We start from the raw sequence: 15,793 nt of genomic DNA on the forward strand, positions 1-15,793 counted from the left end.
GATTACTATGGCAGGCTGGCATACACGCGCCATTATTTACCAGATAGATACTGCCCTGTTTTACGATCTGAACGGCGATGGCTGTGGCGACATCGCCGGAATCACCGCGAAGCTACGCTACATCCGCCGGATGGGCGCGACGGTTATCTGGATCACTCCGTTTTACCTCACGCCTTTTCTCGATGAAGGCTATGACGTGAGCGACCATTTGCAGGTCGATCCCCGCTTCGGCAAGCTCAACGATATCATCGCCTTTATTGAACAGGCGCGGGAGCTGGGGATGCAGGTCATTATTGAGCTGCTGATCCAGCATACCTCGGATGCGCATCCCTGGTTTCAACAGGCCCGCCGCAACCCTCAATCACCCTATCGTGACTATTACCTGTGGTCCGACACGGACGACGACGATACGCCGCCGATGTTCCCCGGCGTGGAGAAGAGTATCTGGACATGGGACGACGAGGCGGGGCAATACTATCGGCATATGTTTTATCACCACGAGCCGGATCTCAATCTGGCCTCCCCTGCGGTGCTGAAGGAGGTTGAGAACATCATCATCTTCTGGCTAAAGCTCGGGGTGTCGGGCTTTCGCCTGGATGCGGCGTCGCACCTGACAAAACAGGCCGGACGTGGGGATGAAAAACGCGGCCTGTGGATCCTGGAGCATCTGCGCCGTCTTATCGAGCAGCGTAACCCGGATGCGATCCTGTTCGGCGAAGTCGACGTGGAGGTCGAGGCCTACAAAGATTATTTTGGTCAGAACGACCGGCTCAACCTGGTGCTGAATTTCTGGCTCAATAAGTACTTCTACGTCAGCCTTGCGGAGAAAAGCGCACGACCGCTGCGCAACGCGGTGAAGAAGATGATTGTGCCGCCTGACTCCTGCTGCTTCGCCAACTGGCTGCGCAATCATGATGAGCTGGATCTGGAAGGGATAGGAAAAAAAGCGAAGCAGACCGTCATTGATGCCTTTGCCCCTGACGAAGAAATGAGTGTGTATCAGCGAGGTATCCGCCGCCGTCTGGCGCCGATGCTTAATGGCGATCGTAAGCGGCTGGCCTTTTGCCATGCGGTCTTGTTTTCGCTGCCGGGCGTACCGGTCATGCGCTACGGGGATGAGATTGGCATGGGAGATGATTTGGAACTGGAGGAGCGTTACGCCGTACGCACCCCGATGCAGTGGGCCGGATCGCAAGGCGGCGGTTTCTCAGACGCCGACCCGGAAACTTTTATCGCCCCGATGATTGACCGCGGCCCGTACCGCTATCAAAAAATCAACGTGGCGGATTTGCTGTTGCACCGCAACTCACTCCTGCACTGCATTATCGATATCGCCAATACGCGCTCGGAGTTCCCTGAGATCGGCGTCGCGCCGTTTCGTCTTATTAATATCGACAGCGATGCGGTGCTGGGGATCTATTACGAAACCGACACGCGCAGCATTCTGACCTTCGTTAACTTTAGCGATAAGCCCGTTAATTTTACCGCCAGAGGGATCCGGCATGCGACCTGGACCGCCTGCCTGGCGGACAAACGCTACAACGACGCGCTGGTGTGCGGCAAAACCGTCGCGCTTAACCTCAGCGGCTATGGCTACCGCTGGTTCTGGACCGATCGTACCGCACTGCGCTGATTATCGTCTCCGCGAGAGCAGAAGACGCGCCACGATCGCACCCGTGACGGCGAGGGAGCCGAGCAGCACTTTCCCCGGCATGCCGGAGGTAACGCTGGTGGCGCGCTCTTTTGCTTCGTCGGTGAAGTGCCCGTGGATTTTATGCAGATCGTTAACCGGCTGATCCAGATAGTCCTGACGGTCATCCGCATTTAGCGTATCGGTCATCTGCCCTTCCCAGGCCTTTTTAACCATCAGCCGATCCAGAAAGCCGGGAAAAAGAAATTGCCCGACAATCGACTGGACGGTGCTGCTGCCCACCCACAGCTCCCGCACCGGTTTTTGCGCTACCTTGAAAATCGCGCTGGCAGCTACTTCCGGCTGAAACACGGGAGGAACCGGGCGCATCGCCCAGGAAAATTTATTCCTCGCCCACTCGAACTGCGGCGTGTTGAGGCCCGGCATCTGTACCATGGCGATCTGCACCCGGCTGTTTTCATGCATCAGCTCGGTGCGCACGGCGTCAGTAAACCCGCGGATCGCGGCTTTCGCCCCACAGTAGGCTGACTGCAAGGGAATGGAGCGGTAGGCCAGCGCGGAGCCAACCTGAATAATCGTCCCCCGGTCACGAGGAGTCATTAACTCCAGCGCGGCGCGGGTACCGTTAACATAGCCCAGATAGGTCACCTCGGTGACGCGGCGAAACTCCTCAGGCGACATGGTGCGAAACGGCGCCAGCATCCCGCCCATGGCGTTATTCATCCACACATCGATGGCCCCAAGCCGGTATTCAATCTCGTTAGCAGCATCGGTCACCGCCTTGCTGTCCGCCACGTCGGCCTGAACGGCACAGGCGTTGATCCCGAAACGGCGCAACTCCTCTTCTGTGGAGCGCAGACTCTGCTCATCGCGGGCAATGATGCCCACATCGTAGCCCGCTTTGGCAAAGTGCAGCGCCGTGGCCTTCCCCACGCCCGCCGTACCGCCGGTAATAACGATGACAGCCATAGCCTTTCCCCTTGTTTCAGACGTTATCCCAGCCGGAGAGTATTTCGATCAGTTCAGACAGGGAATAACGCACCGCTTTATCCACCACATCCTGACATTCACCGGAAAACAGCACGGTGCGGGTTTCCGTCTGTCCGCGAATATTCCAGCCGAAGCAGACCGTACCGGCTGCGGTGCCATCGTCTCCGCCTTCCGGTCCCGCATAGCCGCTGATGGCAAGGCCAATATCCGCCTCGGCAATTTCGCGAATTTTAGCGGCCATCTCGGTCACCGTTTGTTCACTGACGGCGGTGAAGCGCTCAATGGTTTCGTGCCGCACGCCGAGGATCCTCTCCTTCGCCGCATCGCTGAACACCACCATGCCAACGTCATAAAATTCCGCGGTGTTCTCTTCGGCACAAAGCGCAACCGCGAGATTGCCGCCGGTACAGGACTCTGCGGTAGTTAACCGCAAACCTCTGTCCGTAAGTTGAGTGGCGAGCTTTTTCGTCAGCTCGCTGATGGTGCTGTTACTGTCGTGAATAAGATTGCTCATCGCGTTGCCCTTAATTTTCGTCAGGAATAATAGAAATATGACCATTACGCTCAAGAATAGCGTATTTTATCTTCTTCAATTCTGTAATACCGTGATTCTGGCGGGCTGATACCAATATATCATCACAGGATACATCGACCTTTTTCAGTTTATCGGCAAGGGGGACACCGTTCTCCACCAATATCACCGGCGTGCCATCAAGAATATTCTCAACAGTGGAAAAATATTTTTTCAGGAGGCCAAATATAATATCCACCACCACCAGCGTTGTTATTGTAATCATCGCACCGGTGATGGAAAAATCTTCGCCAAGCAGCGCCTGCTGTGTCGCCTCACTGATAATTAAGAGCAAAATAAGGTCAAAACTGGTCATTTGTAACAGGGCGCGCCGCCCGGCAACTTTAAACACAATGACCAGAAACAGGTAAATTGCCAGGGCACGAAAAACCATGTCCATATTCGACTCCTAGGGGTAAATAAACTGCCAGAAACGGATATCTGGCTCGTTGTTTACGCGGATGCTGTTTGTCCACTTCCCTGCTTTTGACGGCGTGATGAATAATAGAACGGTAAATTTATCGGTCTGTTGTAAACGATCGTAGACGAGAAACAGGGTATTCCCCCGGCTGTACATGCTGTCCGGTTGTGGCCAGACGCTGCCGGGCTCATACGCGTCGCTGCTTTCGCTGGTCAGGCTGAGGGTATATTTCCCCTCAGACGTCACCGGAAACGTCAGCGCCATCCGCGATTCGGTCTGGCGGCGACCGAAGCGCTCATAGCTCAGAGCTAGGGATTTTGCATCGTTTGTTTTCTCCACGTCGCTGACCACACCGCTTGAAAACAGCCCGGCAATTGCCGCCACGATAATAGCTAACAGCACAATAAAACCCACCTGACGAAATGCGTACTCAAACGTCAGTAAACGATAACTCTCTTTTATCCCAGGCACTTTTTCATTTTTTGGTTCCATGGCAGTCGTCACCGTTTCGCTTAATTGCCGAAATTTTTGATTTCTCTGTGAAAATGCTTTTAAGACTTATCACATTTGCCACATAAAGAAATAGCAACAATACTTAATAAGTCAAGACATCCAAAATGAAGGATATCAGATGAAATTATCAGTGATTTCAGCTTTGTTAATATTAATTATCCCTACTGCCTGGGCAGATAATAACGGCGGGTTACAAAAGGGTGACGCGCCGCCACCGCCGCATGCGTTGGACAGCGGTTATCGTGGTACCGATGATGCGCGCATTATGACCATTACTCAGGCGAAAGAGATGCATGATGGCGCCTCTATTTCACTGCACGGCAATCTTATTGATGGCAATGGCGATAAATACGTATTCCAGGATAAAACCGGGAAAATCGACGTTATTATCCCGAAAGCCGTATTTGACGACAGAACCGTGGAACCTGACAACATGATCAGTATTAGCGGCTCGCTCGATAAAAAATCATCCCCACCCGTAGTCCGGGTCAGCCACTTGCAAAAATAATTCAGCGAAGCGTTAACGCTGTAACTATCCATCAAATCTCACCCCTAACAAGGAGTTAGCTATGAGTGATAATGAACAACGTACGAACGCTTACCCAACGCCACCTTTCCCGAAGCAACCCCAGACGCCGCCGGGCCTGTCCTCAGAAATGGAACCCGTACCCGACCACGGCGAGAAGAGCTACAAAGGGCATGGACGTCTTGCCGGTAAGAAGGCGCTAATTACCGGGGGCGATTCCGGCATCGGACGCGCGGTAGCCATTGCCTATGCCCGCGAAGGGGCAGATGTCGCCATTAACTATTTGCCGGAAGAGGAAGAAGACGCAGCGGAAGTCATCGCCCTGATTAAAGCGGAAGGACGGAACGCCGTCGCGCTTCCGGGCGATGTGCGCGACGAAACTTTTTGTCAGAACCTGGTGGAGCAGGCCGTCTCAAAACTGGGCGGGCTGGATATCCTGGTGAATAACGCAGGCCGCCAGCAGTATCGTGAGTCGCTGGAAGAACTGACTACGGAAGATTTTGACGCGACCTTTAAGACCAACGTCTATGCGCCTTTCTGGATCACAAAGGCGGCGTTGCGCCACATGAAAGCCCCTGCATCCATTATTAACACCTCCTCCGTTCAGGCGGTTAAACCGAGCGCCGTACTGCTTGACTATGCGCAGACCAAAGCCTGTCTCGCGGTGTTTACCAAAGCGCTGGCGAAACAGCTGGGTCCGAAAGGGATCCGCGTGAACGCGGTAGCGCCCGGACCTTACTGGACCGTGCTTCAGCCCAGCGGTGGGCAGCCACAGGAAAAAGTGAAACATTTTGGCGAGAGTACCCCTCTGGGACGCCCGGGACAGCCCGTGGAGATCGCACCGCTGTATGTCACTCTGGCCTCGGATGAGTGTTCATACACCTCCGGGCAGGTCTGGTGTTCAGACGGCGGCGACGGCGTCATTTGACGAAAAAGGCTGCGAAAGCAGCCTTTTTTACTTTTAAGGGGTGACGACAGGAAACCAGAAGCCGAAGCTCTCCATGCAGCGCAGCATTTCGTTCACCTTCGCGGCGTTGCCGACGATCGTCACCTCTCCTGCCTGTTGCGCCTTTTTCAGCGTGGTTTCCTTAAGGATGATTTTGTTCAGCGTTTCGCGGCTGAGCGTAATGGTTGCATCCGGATCTTCTGCCTGAGCGTTGGCGCTATGGTTCAGCACGCCATTTTCCAGCTCCAGCTTATACCTGCCGCCCTCGCGGCCTAAATCAACGTTAAAAATGCCTCTGGCATTCGCCGCTCTGACGCCGTTAAGGTGAACGCCGAGGTAGTCAAAAATCATCTCAGTTGACATGGCACGGACCGCATCCGGGCTGGCGGTTTTGGGCGTCGGCTTTATCTTCACGCCGTTACGCAACTCTTGCGCACCGGTGAGGTAGGCGTTACGCCACGGCCCTGACTCCGCATGGTATCCCAGCTGTTCAAACGCGTCCGCTTCCAGTTCGCGCGCTGCCTTATTATTCGGATCGGCATAAACGACTTTACTGACCACCTGAGCCACCCAGCGATAATTCCCCCGGGCATAATCGACACGAGCTTTTTCAAGGATCGCGCGGGCTCCGCCCATGTAATCGACATACTTTTTCGCCGCCTCGACCGGAGGCAGTTCATCGAGCGTCGCCGGATTGCCGTCGAACCAGCCAAGATAGTAGACATAGGTGGCTTTGACGTTGTTGCTTACCGAGCCGTAATAGCCACGGCCTGCCCAGGATTTAGCCAGTCCGTAAGGCAGGGCGAAATTTGCGGCTATTTCATCCCTCGTCAGCCCCTTATTCGCCAGTCTGAGCGTCTGGTCGTTGATATAGCGGTAGATATCACGCTGGCTTTTCATCAGCTTCACCACTTTCTTATTACCCCATGTGGGCCAGTGGTGCTGCGCGATAATAATTTCCGCTTTATCCCCCCAACGATCGAGAGCGTTATTGATGTATTTTGACCATGCCAGCGGATCGTGTATCTTCGACCCGCGCAGCGAATAAGTATTGTGCAGGGTGTGAGTGACGTTCTCTGCTGCTTCAATCAGTTTTTTCTCTTCCACATACCAGAGCATTTCAGACGGCGCTTCCGACCCCGGCGCCAGCATAAAATCATAGGTGAGACCGTCGATGATCTCTTTCTGCCCGTCTTTGGTAATGGCGTGAGTGGGCGCGATAAGCGTGACCGTCCCCGCTGAGGTGGTCGTCCCCAGACCCGCCCCTATCTGACCTTTTACATTGGCCTTTAACAGGTTTCCGTAGATATAACTGGCACGGCGGCTCATGGCATTTCCGGCCATGATATTTTCCGATACCGCCTCTTCCATAAAACCTGCTGGAGCATAGACTTTCACTTTGCCGGTCATCACTCCCGCTTCATCGACCACGCCACGCACGCCGCCATAATGATCGACATGACTATGGGTATAAATAACGGCAACAACCGGGCGTTTGCCACGATGTTGAACGTAAAGATCCATGCCCGCTTTGGCCGTTTCCGCAGACACCAGCGGATCGATAACCGTGATCCCCTCTTTGCCCTCTATAATCGTCATATTCGACAGATCGAGGTTGCGGATCTGGTAGACGCCTTCCGTGACCTCAAACAGACCGCCAATATTATTCAGCTGCGCCTGACGCCACAGGCTCGGGTTGACGGTATCCGGCGCTTTTTGCCCTTCTTTGATAAAAGCGTATTTCTGGGGGTTCCAGATAACGGCGCCTTTTTCGTCTTTAATCACCGCGGCTGGCAGCGGGGCAATAAAGCCTTTGTGCGCATTTCGGAAATCGGTCTTATCAAAGAAGGGCAGTTGACCATAAAGTGCATCATTCATCTCTTTCGTATGGGCAGTGGCTCCCTTCCCTTCCTTTTGTGCCAGGACAGGCAATGAGGTCAACGAGACTAATAGCAGACCAGCAACGGCCATCGCACTAACGAGAGTTTTAAATTTCATACTTCCTCGAGGAGTTATATTTACGCTGGCGGTACATGGGGGGAAAGGAGGCTATCACCAGGCTTATCTTTAACCTATGAAATTAACGTTTATAAATAAATAAGTTAATTCTTTCGTCGCTGCGGCCTTCAGGGATAATGCTGAGTCCAGTTATTTCCCCGGAGTGATTCGATGAAAAGCCTGCCGTTCTTTTTCGCTGTATTAACCCTCAGCACATTAACAGCCTGTAGTTCTCCCCAACCAGACAATGTTGAAAAAATTAATCATCTGCAAATTCCACTGGTGTTGCCGGGGGAAAAACCACCGCAGGTACAGATATCGCATATCGCGTCTCTTTATCAGGAAAATAAACAGCAGATCGAGACCCTAACGCGCAGCGTAAAATCACAGTATCTACAGGACACCACCGCAAAAGAAATTTTTGTTGCGGACAGTGCCGTTCAACGCGTCTATGCCTCGCTGACCAAGCTGGAACAGCTAGATATGGTTAACCAGCAATACCTGAAAGATAATAATGTCACGGGCCTGCAAAATATTCATATCGTTCTTGAACCATTATTCACCAGCTGAAAACAAAAAAACCGGCAACTTAAGCAGCCGGGTTTTTATTAATGGGCATATCACGGACATCAGTCGTACTGACCAAAGCGATAGCTAAGCCCTGCGGTGACGGAACTCAGGTCGCTGCTCACGCCGATCTGGTTAACATTGCCCACGTTGCTTACCCACTGATACTCCAGGCGGCCCGCCCAGTTTTTATTGAAGGCGTATTCAGTACCCACGGCAGCAAGCGGGCGCACACCTGTTTCAAAACGATTGTGACCACTTACATCGGATTCAGCGCGATAGCCCATTGCGCCGGCACGGCCGTAAATATCCCAGTCATTGGTCAGGGCATAACTGGCCTTCAGAGACAGTTGCAGGCCCTGCGTCTTCATTTGCGCCCCTGCGCCATGCTGGCCTTTAATCTGCATGTTGCCTAAATAATCATAACCACCTTCTACCGCAAGCCATGGGGTAATCTGATAACCCGTATAAACCCCCCCGCCGACATTATCATGGTCAAAATCGAAGTGATCGGAATGCGTGTTCTCAAACGCTTTTGAACCCATATTGGTATCAAAATAGTGAGACCAGCCGAATTTCGCCCCGCTATACCAGGTGCCCGCATCCGCGGCGGCGAAGGCGGAAGTGGCGGTAAATACATTAGCCACAATTAATGCGATAACTGTCTTTTTCATAAAAATACCGTTTACTTGATAAAGTTAAATCTGAGAAAGCAAACGATATAGAAAATTAACGGCAGCGTTAATTCCATTTCTGTTTAATTTTAAACTTCCGCTAGAATGATTCGGGTAAATGTCTGACTTCAAGCAGGTATCCGCCGCGCTTAAAGGAGATATATTCTCCCTGCTTAAGGGCGGATAATACATTGAGTATACTGCTGCGAGAGAGCAGCGTACGATCCTGAATATATTCCAGAATCGTGGTACGCAGACGCGTCTCTTCCGGGAGCAAAATCATTTCCTGAAGGTGGTTACGAATAACGGAATAGGTACGCTGCTGGAGTACCTGTGCATCACGAAATATTAAATAGGCCGTATGGTATGAAAGCAGCGCGGCGACATCCTCCCAGACGCCCTCGGCGCGAAACAACTCAGCCGCCTTGTCCGCATCAAGACGTAAAATAGTCGACTCCCTTTCCGCACGGAGAAGATGCCCCTGGGTAGGCTGGATCATCTCTGCGATACCAAACAAATGCGGCTCGTAAACGGTTACTACCACCAGTCCATCCGAGGCCCGCAGCAGGGATAACTCCCCTTCCAGAAAGAGGTACATCTGCTGTTTCCCCTTCCGTAACCAGGTGAGTCGCTTACGCGGAACAACGTGCACTTTCTCCGCTATCGGCTCAAGGATAGCGGTCAGTCGTTCGATGGATTTTTCGGGTCGAACAGGCGGTAAAATATGCATGGTACAACCTTCTGACATTCAATATCTGCCATTATAGACCATATATTTTAAGCGGTTAGCCGATCAAAACTGATAGCTGTAGTTGACGCTGGCAAACCAAAGATAAGGATGGTCGTAACTTCCGGCAAACGCCACCGGCGATTTCACATGCGACGACTGCATATGAAGATACGACACGGCAATACCAATATTGCTGGCCGGGGTGATCTGATACTGGGCCCCCGTGCCAAATCGCCACTCATCGCCGGTAGGTAAGGTTAAGGCCACATCGCTCTGGCTTTCATACGGCGAGCTGTCGAACGCCACACCGGCATTCAGTCGCCACTGAGGCGTTGGACGATACTGCACGCCCACCGCACCGTGCCACGTGTCCTTCAGGCGGCTGACGTTGTTCAGCTGCTGGTCCCCGACGACGATTTGCGGCGAGCCGAACTGGCTCCAGTCCTGCCAGCCGAGATCGCCCATAACCGACCACCGCGGGTTAATATCATGCACCAGACTGAGCATGATTTGCTGCGGTGCGCTGATCTGTGCCGACAACGGCAGGTCGTAGGTGCCGTTCTGTAGACGCGCGTTGCCGTCAATATTGAAGCTGAAGTCCGTTTCGCTGTTCCAGGTAATACCGGCTCGGGTCTGGTCAGTTAGCTGCATCAGCAGCCCAAGCCGATAGCTCATGGCCAGGTCTTCATCGCGTCGCTGGTAGTCATCATCGTTAACGCTGCGAGTCAGCGAGAAGTAACCGTAGTTAACGTTGGCGGACGCGCCAATCGAAAGACGGTCGTTAAGCTTATAGGCCAGCGAGGGGCTGAGCGTCATGGCTACCATGGTACTCTTTTTAATCAACCTGTCGCCCGCCCAGCTGCCGTAGTCGATCCCCAGGCCGTAATTACCGTAAAGCCCGATCCCGGCATAAAGATCATCGTTTATCTTCTGGCTATAAAAGGCGCTGGCATTCGGGATGGTTTTCATCACATCGCCGGGGCTTTGATGGGCATCGTTATCCAGCTGGTTGTCGATGGAGCCATCCATAACCTGTAACCCACCGGTGACCATATGATCCGGTAAGCGCGTCATGCCAGCCGGGTTGGTCATGATTGTCGAGGCGTCCTTCGCACGAGCCGCCTGCCCTGCTCCGGCAAGCGCGGTATCTTCGGTGCCGGCTTCATAAAAATAGAGGGCGCTGGCATGGGCACTGGAGACAGCTAATACGCCAGCGCACAGGAGGAGTCGTGTTTTCATCTGTGGTCCGGGAAATAAAAAATTTGCCGACAGATATAACAGGGGCGATTGATTACGTAAAAAGAAAGAGGGTTTAATTTTAAATTATGCGCGGTTCAGCCCCTCTTAATATCTCTGACAATTCAGCGACGTCCGGAATACGACGCCGCTACGTCCTGCACCTGTAATACGCTCAGGTACAGGACGATAAAATCCAGCAACTTTTATACATGTTTATTAGGACTTACTTATAATGCTCCAGATTGGTTTCCGGGCCCGTTCTGGCAATTTCCTGAGCTTTGCCGAAACTTTCAATCAGGCACTTATATTCCGGACAGACATGCTCTGCCAGGATCTCAGCAAAGCGAGAACCTTCCTCGCGGTTCCAGGTTCTCATTAATTCAGCGACAATGGCAAACGTATCGGTAGGGATCGCCCCCGCCTGAGCCACGCGCGCGATGGTGGTATCGGTCGCGATTTTGGACCAGTTCCCCGAGGCATCCACAACACAGTAAACCTTATACCCCTCGTGGACAGCGCTAACCGCAGGGAACGCCATGCAGACGCTGGTGAGCGTGCCGGCAATAATCAGGGTCTTTCTGCCCGTCTTTTCCACTTCCTTCACAAACGCCGGATTATCCCAGGTATTAATCTGCCCGGTGCGTGGAACATACACGGCATGGGGTGCATATTTGTGAATTTCCGGGATGAGCGGGCCATTGGGACCGTCAGGAACAGAGGCCGTGGTGATCACCGGGATATTTAAAAGCGTGGCAACTTTGGCTATCGCTGTCACATAATTACGAAGGTCTGGTACAGGCACATCACGTACCGTGTTGAATAAGCCACTCTGATGGTCGATGAGTAAAATTACAGCGTCATCAGTATCAATCATACCGTTTGTAGCAGCCATATTTCTTTCCTCATGATTTCTTTTACATTGCCGTCAACTCTCCCGGCTCCGCGATTTTACATGCACATGGTCAGGGTATAATGCATTGATAAATCATAATGAATAGTAGTTCGATCCGGTCTGAATACCGCATCATTTCAGGACAATTTCTGGCACGGTACGCTGAGCCATCGACGCTGACGGAAAGCCCTCGTGAGGAGAAAAAATCTTTACAATGCCGTTATGCGGCCATTCGTATTCGTTCGGCTGAAGGCAAGCGTTACTCACTACTGGGATCGCCCTTATCCTCCCGCATGGATTCGATAAACTCCCGTTGCTCCTCTGTGAGTTCAAGCTCATCCAGCAAGCGATCTAACTCTTCTTCAGGTGATTCCTTTTGGTTCTTTCTCTTCCCGGTAGCCATACTCACCCTTGAGTTATTAGGATTAATCTCAGGGTATCCAGGGTACAGGAAATGTGCAACTTAGCGTGTTATGCCATGGGTGATTCCTTGTTTAGCAAAAGAAGGCTTTTTACTACGAAAAGAGAGCTTTGTGCCTGTTGCAATAAAGCGAGGCAAATTGCAGCGTAAGCAAAGCGGTGTGACGCAGTGGCAACACCAGAATATTTCATGCAGATCCAGTGAAATTATTAGGCGGTTAATCGTTCCACTCAGCGGATCTATAATAGAGCCGGGGATATTTTAAGCAGGAGGAAGTAAACTGGGAGGATAAAGAGACGGGACACCCACGGGGGTGGGTTGTGAAAGTATTTCCTATGGTCTTCGACCTTATTGCACCTAAAATGACCAGACACATTTTGGGAAGGAGTCTTTAATGGATATTGCGTTGCTTAACAGGGGCTGGAACAGAACATGGTCAGATACCATGGTGAATCTAGAGGCCCGGAAACTCGTCGAAACAGCAAACCGGCTGTCAGCATTCTATTTGCAAGATGGTCTTACACGTATCAAGTTTGTCGAAGAGATAAAACAGGTTGTAGATAAAGAATTTGAAACAGCACGACGAGCTAAAACCGATGAAGAATGCATTGCATGCATCAAAAATCTGCGTGCTGAAACAGATAATCTACACGAACAAGAACGCCTGTTAAGAACCAGAGCCGCACAGCTTTACGCGAAGGTCGAGTTTGTTAAGGAAAATAATAAAATCGTCGGTTATGTTATATCCGCCGTAAACGTGGTGCTATCAGGCGTGGTTCTCTTTGGTGGCTTTATGATGTTATCCACTATGGGGCCGATTGGTATGCTGGCTGGGGCAGTCCTGATTGCCGATGGAATGAACGGATTAACGAAAGAAGTGCTCAACTTTGATCAGCCAGAAGGACATAAACCCTCGCAAGGTATCATTGCTGACTCCGCGATGCATACGGCCCAGTTCATGGGATTTAATCCTAACACGGGCTTGGCTCTCTATAATGGTGTTACTCTCGGTGCCAGTGTGTACAGCATTGTAGGACTCGCTCGAAAAACTGGAGCCTGGAGATTATTTCGCTGGCTTCCACACGATTACTATCGCAAAGTCAGCACAATGAGCACTCCTAAGCTAACAATGAAGATTGTCGGTTATGGTGTTAAAGCAAAAGTGATTTTCGATCTATTGACAACCGAAAATGGAACCAGTTAATCCTTGATAGTTTTTCGGTAACGCCAGGATTTATAGGAAATTACCGGCGGCTGCGCGAAGGACATAATGGCAACCCCAAAGATCATCGCCAGCCCCCATGCAACTGCTCTATCAGGTGAGCTGAAGACGATAAGTAGCAGTAGGATTAAGGCACACACAGCCACCACTCCCGCCAAGGTAACAAATCGCCTAGCGAGGTCATTTATGGCCTCTCCAAGCGTTCCTCCATATTTTTCAATGTTGCTTTTTATCTTCTGCAATTCGGGCTGCGTAAACCCTGAACGTAACAAAGCCTCATCAGTCACTTTCATATCGTCTCGTCCCTTATCTCCCAGAAGTGTTTTCCCAATCGCTGATTGTGCAAGCAATCATACTGATGAACTTTACAGCAATCCACATGATGTTTGTCCAATGAATCAGATTTCAGACAATAGAAGCCATAAAGCCCCGTTGGTGATACAGCAACAAGTGGAGCCGTTAGGCGACAACATCAGACTGTCAGAGGGATCACACCTTATCAGGATAACCGTGTACCCTTGCGGGAGCGTGGCTGAAACGCTGATAGATCCTACATGTCGTTTGTAGGTACGTTATCACCATAAACCTGTTTTCGGGAGTTATGCCAGATATGCGGCTTTTAGTTCGTTGTTGTGCTGTCGCGGTAAGAAACTGGAACCACCGCCAGCGTGGATGATATGTTTCCTTGTACTACAGACCCTGTCACGCGACGCCAGATACGGGCATAGAACATTGGGTAGTTTTAGTTGTACCTGCTAAAGCGGAGCAAAGTAACTAACTGATAAATTATAACTTGTTAATTTATGAGGAGACTGGAGCGGGCGAAGGGAATCGAACCCTCGTATAGAGCTTGGGAAGCTCTCGTTCTACCATTGAACTACGCCCGCTTTGAGGTGCGTAAGGCATTATAGACCTTACGCCTCTTCATACAAGCCTTTACCCCACTAAGTGGCGATTAAATAATCACTTAGCACTTCGGCTTACTGCCCTGCGCCGGAAGATAACGCTGCGGATCGATGGCTGTGGCCTTATAGCGGATCTGGAAGTGCAGCTTCACCGTATCCGTCCCGGTACTGCCCATGGTCGCAATCTTCTGCCCCGCCTTCACGTTCTGCCCGTTATTGACCAGCATCGTGTCGTTATGCGCATAAGCAGTAATGTAGTCCTCACCATGCTTAATCATGATCAGGTTACCGTATCCACGAAGCTGGTTACCGACATAGACCACCTTCCCGGCCCCTGAAGCGTAAACCGGCGTGCCGCGTGCGGCAGCGATATCAATACCTTTATTGCCACCTTCCGAGAGCGAGTACGGCGCAACCACTTTTCCGCTTGCAGGCCAGATCCAGCAGCGCTGACCGACCGGCGGCCAGGATGATTTAGGCACCTGATAGGATGGCGTGACTTTGGCTGTTTTACGCGTTGAGGACTTTTTCCCTGAGGAAGAACCGCCGTTAACCTTGAGCTTCTGCCCTACCTCAATAGTATACGGTGGAGAAATATTATTCAGGCGCGCCAGCTCCTTCACGCTGGTTCCCGTGGCGCGTGAGATGCGGTAGAGCGTGTCCCCGCGCTTAACGGTATAGACTGCACCGGAATAACTGCCCATATCCGAAGATTTACTCCCCGAGCATCCTGCTACAAGTAGCGTCAGCGTCAGGCAGAAAACGGCAATGATCGGGTTTCTCGTCAGGCTTCCTGCAAACAAAACAGCTCCTCGGTCAGCGTGAATGGCGCACTATGATAGCAGCCCAAACTGATGCGGGTCATGCCCTTTTCCGCTCTGTGGGCCAAACCGTTCGCATAAGAATGCAGTATAATAATTCCGCTGATGGTGCTGAACCATTAAGCATTTTGGCACTGGAGCATCAATGAGTATTCAAGAACACGTTATTTTGGTAAATGACCAGGGAAAAGTGATTGGCACTCAGGAGAAGTACGCCGCGCACACGTCACACACCCCGCTACACCTGGCCTTCTCTTCATGGCTGTTTAACGCTAACGGAGAATGTCTGATCACCCGTCGCGCCTTAAGTAAAAAAGCCTGGCCCGGCGTATGGACCAACTCCGTTTGCGGTCATCCACAGGCCGACGAAGCGACAGAGCAGGCGATTATCCGCCGCTGCCGCTTTGAAGTCGGCGCCGAAATCACAGACATCACCCCCATTGCCCCGGAGTTCCGCTACCGTGAAGCCGACCCGTCAGGGATCGTTGAAAACGAAATCTGCCCGGTCTATGCCGCCCGCGTAACGAATACCCTCGCAATCAATGACGATGAAGTGATGGAGTATCAGTGGGTGGAGCTGGACGCGCTATTCCGCGCGCTGGACGCCACACCGTGGGCATTTAGCCCGTGGATGGTGCAAGAAGCGAACACTGCGCGTGAAAAACTCAGCGCCTTCGCGGCGCAATAAAAAAGCCCCGGCGATAAA

General features: G+C 51.9%; 18 protein-coding genes and 1 tRNA gene. 6 read left to right on the plus strand and 13 right to left on the minus strand.

Translation table 11 applies throughout. The annotated features are described in order from the left end of the window. Positions 1-7 precede the first annotated feature (7 nt). Positions 8-1,633, plus strand: coding sequence for an alpha-amylase family protein (locus tag ACOTX1_RS06695; RefSeq protein ID WP_023314786.1), 1,626 nt, complete (start codon positions 8-10; stop codon positions 1,631-1,633). On the opposite strand, the gene ACOTX1_RS06700 is transcribed toward ACOTX1_RS06695, so the two are convergent. Genes ACOTX1_RS06700 through ACOTX1_RS06715 form a run of 4 tightly spaced genes read right to left on the minus strand, consistent with a single transcriptional unit; the run spans position 1,634 to position 4,125 of the window. Further along, positions 1,634-2,620 carry an SDR family oxidoreductase gene (locus ACOTX1_RS06700; protein WP_023314787.1) on the minus strand — a complete coding sequence of 329 codons (987 nt, stop codon included), beginning with the start codon at positions 2,618-2,620 and terminating at the stop codon, positions 1,634-1,636. A 16-nt stretch (positions 2,621-2,636) separates the two neighbouring features. Further along, positions 2,637-3,155, minus strand: coding sequence for a 2-oxo-tetronate isomerase (locus ACOTX1_RS06705; protein WP_003862863.1), 519 nt, complete (start codon positions 3,153-3,155; stop codon positions 2,637-2,639). Between the two features lie 10 nt (positions 3,156-3,165). Continuing rightward, the gene (locus tag ACOTX1_RS06710) at positions 3,166-3,612 is read right to left on the minus strand and encodes a DUF421 domain-containing protein (protein WP_003862865.1); all 447 of its coding nucleotides are present in this window, start codon (positions 3,610-3,612) and stop codon (positions 3,166-3,168) included. A gap of 9 nt (positions 3,613-3,621) precedes the next feature. Then, entirely contained in the window at positions 3,622-4,125 is a 504-nt protein-coding gene (locus ACOTX1_RS06715; RefSeq protein ID WP_022651799.1) for a hypothetical protein, read from the minus strand. A gap of 139 nt (positions 4,126-4,264) precedes the next feature. On the opposite strand from ACOTX1_RS06715, the gene ACOTX1_RS06720 reads away from it, so the two are divergent. Together ACOTX1_RS06720 and ACOTX1_RS06725 are read left to right on the plus strand one after the other, a co-directional pair. Then, positions 4,265-4,654, plus strand: coding sequence for a YdeI family stress tolerance OB fold protein (locus ACOTX1_RS06720; RefSeq protein ID WP_252055868.1), 390 nt, complete (start codon positions 4,265-4,267; stop codon positions 4,652-4,654). A gap of 61 nt (positions 4,655-4,715) precedes the next feature. Continuing rightward, on the plus strand, positions 4,716-5,600 hold the full coding sequence (locus ACOTX1_RS06725; RefSeq protein WP_003862870.1) for an SDR family oxidoreductase: 885 nt from the start codon (positions 4,716-4,718) through the stop codon (positions 5,598-5,600). Positions 5,601-5,633: 33 nt separating this feature from the next. Here the strand turns inward: ACOTX1_RS06725 and ACOTX1_RS06730 are convergent, their stop codons facing one another. Next, positions 5,634-7,616 carry an alkyl/aryl-sulfatase gene (locus ACOTX1_RS06730; protein WP_023314789.1) on the minus strand — a complete coding sequence of 661 codons (1,983 nt, stop codon included), beginning with the start codon at positions 7,614-7,616 and terminating at the stop codon, positions 5,634-5,636. A 171-nt stretch (positions 7,617-7,787) separates the two neighbouring features. On the opposite strand from ACOTX1_RS06730, the gene ACOTX1_RS06735 reads away from it, so the two are divergent. Then, positions 7,788-8,186 (plus strand): hypothetical protein, encoded by a 399-nt coding sequence (locus ACOTX1_RS06735; protein WP_023314790.1) that lies wholly within the window; start codon positions 7,788-7,790, stop codon positions 8,184-8,186. 59 nt (positions 8,187-8,245) lie between these two features. Here the strand turns inward: ACOTX1_RS06735 and ACOTX1_RS06740 are convergent, their stop codons facing one another. From ACOTX1_RS06740 to ACOTX1_RS06760, 5 genes are all read right to left on the minus strand, one after another. Further along, entirely contained in the window at positions 8,246-8,857 is a 612-nt protein-coding gene (locus ACOTX1_RS06740) for an outer membrane beta-barrel protein (protein ID WP_003862873.1), read from the minus strand. A 100-nt stretch (positions 8,858-8,957) separates the two neighbouring features. Further along, complete coding sequence (locus tag ACOTX1_RS06745) at positions 8,958-9,587, minus strand: winged helix-turn-helix transcriptional regulator (RefSeq protein WP_003862875.1); 630 nt, start codon at positions 9,585-9,587, stop codon at positions 8,958-8,960. 63 nt (positions 9,588-9,650) lie between these two features. Then, on the minus strand, positions 9,651-10,826 hold the full coding sequence (locus tag ACOTX1_RS06750) for an OmpP1/FadL family transporter (protein WP_023314791.1): 1,176 nt from the start codon (positions 10,824-10,826) through the stop codon (positions 9,651-9,653). A gap of 223 nt (positions 10,827-11,049) precedes the next feature. Next, positions 11,050-11,718, minus strand: a complete 669-nt coding sequence (locus tag ACOTX1_RS06755) for an isochorismatase family protein (protein WP_032610080.1) — start codon at positions 11,716-11,718, stop codon at positions 11,050-11,052. Between the two features lie 259 nt (positions 11,719-11,977). Continuing rightward, positions 11,978-12,121 carry a hypothetical protein gene (locus ACOTX1_RS06760; protein WP_015571788.1) on the minus strand — a complete coding sequence of 48 codons (144 nt, stop codon included), beginning with the start codon at positions 12,119-12,121 and terminating at the stop codon, positions 11,978-11,980. A gap of 412 nt (positions 12,122-12,533) precedes the next feature. Here ACOTX1_RS06760 and ACOTX1_RS06765 point away from each other — a divergent pair, with 412 nt between their 5' ends. Further along, positions 12,534-13,343 (plus strand): DUF4225 domain-containing protein, encoded by an 810-nt coding sequence (locus ACOTX1_RS06765; protein ID WP_003862880.1) that lies wholly within the window; start codon positions 12,534-12,536, stop codon positions 13,341-13,343. Here the strand turns inward: ACOTX1_RS06765 and ACOTX1_RS06770 are convergent. The 3 genes from ACOTX1_RS06770 to actS form a co-directional block, all read right to left on the minus strand. After that, the gene (locus ACOTX1_RS06770) at positions 13,340-13,654 is read right to left on the minus strand and encodes a hypothetical protein (RefSeq protein ID WP_003862882.1); all 315 of its coding nucleotides are present in this window, start codon (positions 13,652-13,654) and stop codon (positions 13,340-13,342) included. The two genes, ACOTX1_RS06765 and ACOTX1_RS06770, sit on opposite strands and share 4 nt — an antisense overlap. A gap of 520 nt (positions 13,655-14,174) precedes the next feature. Next, positions 14,175-14,248: transfer RNA gene (locus ACOTX1_RS06775), tRNA-Gly, on the minus strand. Between the two features lie 80 nt (positions 14,249-14,328). Continuing rightward, a complete protein-coding gene (gene actS / locus ACOTX1_RS06780; protein WP_022651807.1) occupies positions 14,329-15,069 on the minus strand; it encodes an amidase activator ActS in 741 nt (246 codons plus the stop codon). A 163-nt stretch (positions 15,070-15,232) separates the two neighbouring features. On the opposite strand from actS, the gene idi reads away from it, so the two are divergent. Beyond that, the gene (gene idi / locus ACOTX1_RS06785; protein WP_003863454.1) at positions 15,233-15,775 is read left to right on the plus strand and encodes an isopentenyl-diphosphate Delta-isomerase; all 543 of its coding nucleotides are present in this window, start codon (positions 15,233-15,235) and stop codon (positions 15,773-15,775) included. Positions 15,776-15,793 lie beyond the last annotated feature (18 nt).

It is taken from the genome of Enterobacter cloacae complex sp. IR5401 (assembly GCF_049238425.1).
Classification (GTDB): domain Bacteria; phylum Pseudomonadota; class Gammaproteobacteria; order Enterobacterales; family Enterobacteriaceae; genus Enterobacter; species Enterobacter hormaechei_C.

What these genes read in the sequence shown, in the direction of transcription:
- ACOTX1_RS06695 (WP_023314786.1), top strand. Translation starts at nt 8, where the DNA reads ATGGCAGGCTGGCATACACGCGCCATTATTTACCAGATAGATACTGCC.
- ACOTX1_RS06700 (WP_023314787.1), bottom strand. Translation starts at nt 2,620, where the DNA reads ATGGCTGTCATCGTTATTACCGGCGGTACGGCGGGCGTGGGGAAGGCC.
- ACOTX1_RS06705 (WP_003862863.1), bottom strand. Translation starts at nt 3,155, where the DNA reads ATGAGCAATCTTATTCACGACAGTAACAGCACCATCAGCGAGCTGACG.
- ACOTX1_RS06710 (WP_003862865.1), bottom strand. Translation starts at nt 3,612, where the DNA reads ATGGACATGGTTTTTCGTGCCCTGGCAATTTACCTGTTTCTGGTCATT.
- ACOTX1_RS06715 (WP_022651799.1), bottom strand. Translation starts at nt 4,125, where the DNA reads ATGGAACCAAAAAATGAAAAAGTGCCTGGGATAAAAGAGAGTTATCGT.
- ACOTX1_RS06720 (WP_252055868.1), top strand. Translation starts at nt 4,265, where the DNA reads ATGAAATTATCAGTGATTTCAGCTTTGTTAATATTAATTATCCCTACT.
- ACOTX1_RS06725 (WP_003862870.1), top strand. Translation starts at nt 4,716, where the DNA reads ATGAGTGATAATGAACAACGTACGAACGCTTACCCAACGCCACCTTTC.
- ACOTX1_RS06730 (WP_023314789.1), bottom strand. Translation starts at nt 7,616, where the DNA reads ATGAAATTTAAAACTCTCGTTAGTGCGATGGCCGTTGCTGGTCTGCTA.
- ACOTX1_RS06735 (WP_023314790.1), top strand. Translation starts at nt 7,788, where the DNA reads ATGAAAAGCCTGCCGTTCTTTTTCGCTGTATTAACCCTCAGCACATTA.
- ACOTX1_RS06740 (WP_003862873.1), bottom strand. Translation starts at nt 8,857, where the DNA reads ATGAAAAAGACAGTTATCGCATTAATTGTGGCTAATGTATTTACCGCC.
- ACOTX1_RS06745 (WP_003862875.1), bottom strand. Translation starts at nt 9,587, where the DNA reads ATGCATATTTTACCGCCTGTTCGACCCGAAAAATCCATCGAACGACTG.
- ACOTX1_RS06750 (WP_023314791.1), bottom strand. Translation starts at nt 10,826, where the DNA reads ATGAAAACACGACTCCTCCTGTGCGCTGGCGTATTAGCTGTCTCCAGT.
- ACOTX1_RS06755 (WP_032610080.1), bottom strand. Translation starts at nt 11,718, where the DNA reads ATGGCTGCTACAAACGGTATGATTGATACTGATGACGCTGTAATTTTA.
- ACOTX1_RS06760 (WP_015571788.1), bottom strand. Translation starts at nt 12,121, where the DNA reads ATGGCTACCGGGAAGAGAAAGAACCAAAAGGAATCACCTGAAGAAGAG.
- ACOTX1_RS06765 (WP_003862880.1), top strand. Translation starts at nt 12,534, where the DNA reads ATGGATATTGCGTTGCTTAACAGGGGCTGGAACAGAACATGGTCAGAT.
- ACOTX1_RS06770 (WP_003862882.1), bottom strand. Translation starts at nt 13,654, where the DNA reads ATGAAAGTGACTGATGAGGCTTTGTTACGTTCAGGGTTTACGCAGCCC.
- idi (WP_003863454.1), top strand. Translation starts at nt 15,233, where the DNA reads ATGAGTATTCAAGAACACGTTATTTTGGTAAATGACCAGGGAAAAGTG.